We start from the raw sequence: 2481 nt of genomic DNA, 5'->3' as shown, positions 1-2481 counted from the left end.
TGTCCTCCAAGGATCTGACAGCGTGCCTTAAGGCTCTGATTGATGAAGGTACGGTTGAGCGCATAGATGGCGAGCCTATCACCTTCGCACTGACTACGGCCCCTGAAGCAGCTGAACCGGATGTTGCCGCTGGCATTCCTGCGTTTCTGGGTGAGAGCGAAGAAGGCGAACCGGTGCTTTCTGATTCGCTTCTTGCTGCTTTCGCTGATCTGGAAGCGCCCAAACCTGTTGCTCATAACGCAGCGGTAAAGATCGCTGTACTGGATCGCTTAAGCGCCCTGATGGATGAAAGCATCGCTGATGTACTGGGCGACATTAAAAACGATCTTCAGCAGATCGCAGCTTAAGGAGAGCTTTATGTTTGATGAAATCGGGCGGTACGAATCATTTCGTTTTATCAATTCTCTGCCAGAAGTGACTCTTGATCACCCTGATGGTTTTGTTGCCGGTCCTGCTCCTCGCGGCGGCTGGCCTATCAAACCTTATTCCGTAAGTAAGTACATCCCGCATCAGGGATCGAAAGAGAAAGCGCGGCGTCAGCGTCACATGGGCATCTTTGAGTTTCAGAACGCAGCATAACTCCGTTCTTGAGGTCCGCCATTACCTCAAGTGATCCGCAGGTTCCTCCCGCCTGTGAAAATAATGGGAGGACGTAATGGAGAGAGGTTTAGCTGCTGGGCGTAACCCGGCGGCAGCGCAATAGACCTCTCTGCCATTGCGGATCTGAGAACTGGATCACGGCTACCCAGTGCGGGTGTCAGTAAAAGTCGCCAGAGCAAGCCAAGCAGGTAAGAGCCCTGAATCGCAATACCAGTTACCTGTTAGTTCGCATAAGGCGAGCTTTCGTGAATCCGGCATTAATAACCCGATGCTGATTCACCCTTGGTCAGATCAAGAGTTACTGGCCGTTTTTATTACTAAGCGGAGGAGTGCGCATGCTGTTGTTTCTTCTCCGTCTGATCTGGATCTCTGTAACAACTGAAGCATTGCTTATGTGGTGCTGCTGGTCCCTAAAAGACGCTCAGCAGCCACAGCCAGAACAGACGGAATACGGTACGGGATAGGGGTCGAACTTACAGAGATAGCCGCAAGACCCCGGTAACAAAGGCGGCAAAAGCAACAAAGCAAGATGGTCGCCCGCATCCCTTTGCGCGGGCTAAGGAAGCAGAGGGGTTTGATCAAGGTTCTGCGCTAATAAAACTGAATATCGTGAAATGCGAGATTCGTTGCTTAAAAAGGCCCGGACGGCCGCACTATTCAGCGTAGAGCTTTGACCAAAAGGAATGATAGGCGGCTCCCTAAGAACTTGGACGGGACTAGGGAGCCTTTTCGGAACGGGACAGTTCCTACGCAAAGCAATAACCCGGTTCAAACGATGTGGACGCATCTCGCCGGGCTCAACGCAGCGCGAGTGAAGTATAAGCGAGAGTGGAAGGTAATGAGAAGCTTGACAATGCAGAGTAACGGGAATTATGCTGATCGGGCACTGGCAAAATCCAGTGTCGGGATTGAGACCCCGTTTCTACGAGGCGCACACAAGTCGCCTGCTCTGCATTGCGGCTATTTTTTTGTGTGCTGTTCGGCCATGTCATGTTGTTATGGTGGGTCGGGCGATGGGGCAGCTTTCGAGCTGGCCGGGTTCCTTGTAGCCGGTAGTCTCAACCCTGTTGTTCGATCCGCCACCATGAGATTGAGACCTCTATGTGGTGGTTTAAAAACTGACTACAAGGAGGTTGCTATCATGGCTACCAATCACACTACAGGTGCGTCTATCGCTGACGTTGCCGACCTTCCTTTTGTATCTACCTCTGAGTCTGGCCGTAATTTTTGGTGCGTTTCGCCGTCTGGCGATTACCAGAAAGACTACGATGCCGGTCGTCGTTTCGGCAATAGCTTTATCGAAGCTGCTCGCCGCCGAGCTATCACTCCTTTTGTACTTCAACTCATTATCGCTGCGTTCCCATCTGAGCTGACACCTGTCGAGTTCGGTTTTCTTTCACAAGTTTCTATGGGAGTAGCGGCATGAATCACGCCTATGACCTTGAAAGCAACTATGAGGACTCTGAGTGCTGCTCTGAGCCTTCGTGGGAAACGCTAATGCAGTACCGAGACGAGAAGATCAAGCTGGCAAAAAAGAATCTGCCGCCTGAACAATATGACCGTGAAATCAAGAAGCTGGTAGCGCAGCTGGGGATATAGGCCAATCAATGCAGTACATGCTTAATATCAATCAAGTGCGCATGGTGGAGTGGAAGCTAAATCTCCAGCAGGCCGTTCTTTTTGCGTTCCTGTATGAGGTTCCGAGCTGGGCTGACCCGGTTGTTGTGGATGGGGTGGGCTATTTCCGAGTGACTAAGCAGGAAGTAGCTGAGGCTCTTCCGGCTATCTCCACAAAGCCCGATACCATCAAGCGTTACATGGCTGCGCTTGAGTCGACCGGCTTGATACGCCGAGTGGTTCTATGTAATCAGCCTCACTTCC

At 51.6% G+C, this 2481-nt stretch carries 5 protein-coding genes; all 5 read left to right on the top strand.

What is annotated here, in order from left to right; translation table 11 throughout:
- Positions 1-347: hypothetical protein (locus ABYW01_RS19275; RefSeq protein WP_372835961.1), on the top strand; the 347-nt coding region annotated here is incomplete at its 5' end.
- Positions 348-357: 10 nt separating this feature from the next.
- The gene (locus ABYW01_RS19270) at positions 358-579 is read left to right on the top strand and encodes a hypothetical protein (protein WP_372835959.1); all 222 of its coding nucleotides are present in this window, start codon (positions 358-360) and stop codon (positions 577-579) included.
- 1162 nt (positions 580-1741) lie between these two features.
- On the top strand, positions 1742-2026 hold the full coding sequence (locus tag ABYW01_RS19265; protein WP_372835957.1) for a hypothetical protein: 285 nt from the start codon (positions 1742-1744) through the stop codon (positions 2024-2026).
- The gene (locus ABYW01_RS19260; RefSeq protein ID WP_372835955.1) at positions 2023-2199 is read left to right on the top strand and encodes a hypothetical protein; all 177 of its coding nucleotides are present in this window, start codon (positions 2023-2025) and stop codon (positions 2197-2199) included. Before ABYW01_RS19265 ends, ABYW01_RS19260 begins: the two co-directional genes overlap by 4 nt.
- An 8-nt stretch (positions 2200-2207) precedes the next feature.
- Positions 2208-2481, top strand: a 274-nt coding sequence (locus ABYW01_RS19255) for a hypothetical protein (RefSeq protein WP_372835953.1), incomplete at its 3' end; no start/stop codon positions are given.

The organism is Pontibacterium sp., assembly GCF_041587635.1.
Taxonomy (GTDB): Bacteria; Pseudomonadota; Gammaproteobacteria; order Pseudomonadales; family Balneatricaceae; genus Pontibacterium.
The sequence above is the reverse complement of the archived record's forward strand: the minus strand, read 5'-3'. Positions and strand labels throughout refer to the sequence as shown.

Excerpts from the sequence above, each read along its gene's own strand:
- ABYW01_RS19270 (WP_372835959.1), top strand. The coding sequence starts at position 358 with ATGTTTGATGAAATCGGGCGGTACGAATCATTTCGTTTTATCAATTCT.
- ABYW01_RS19265 (WP_372835957.1), top strand. The coding sequence starts at position 1,742 with ATGGCTACCAATCACACTACAGGTGCGTCTATCGCTGACGTTGCCGAC.
- ABYW01_RS19260 (WP_372835955.1), top strand. The coding sequence starts at position 2,023 with ATGAATCACGCCTATGACCTTGAAAGCAACTATGAGGACTCTGAGTGC.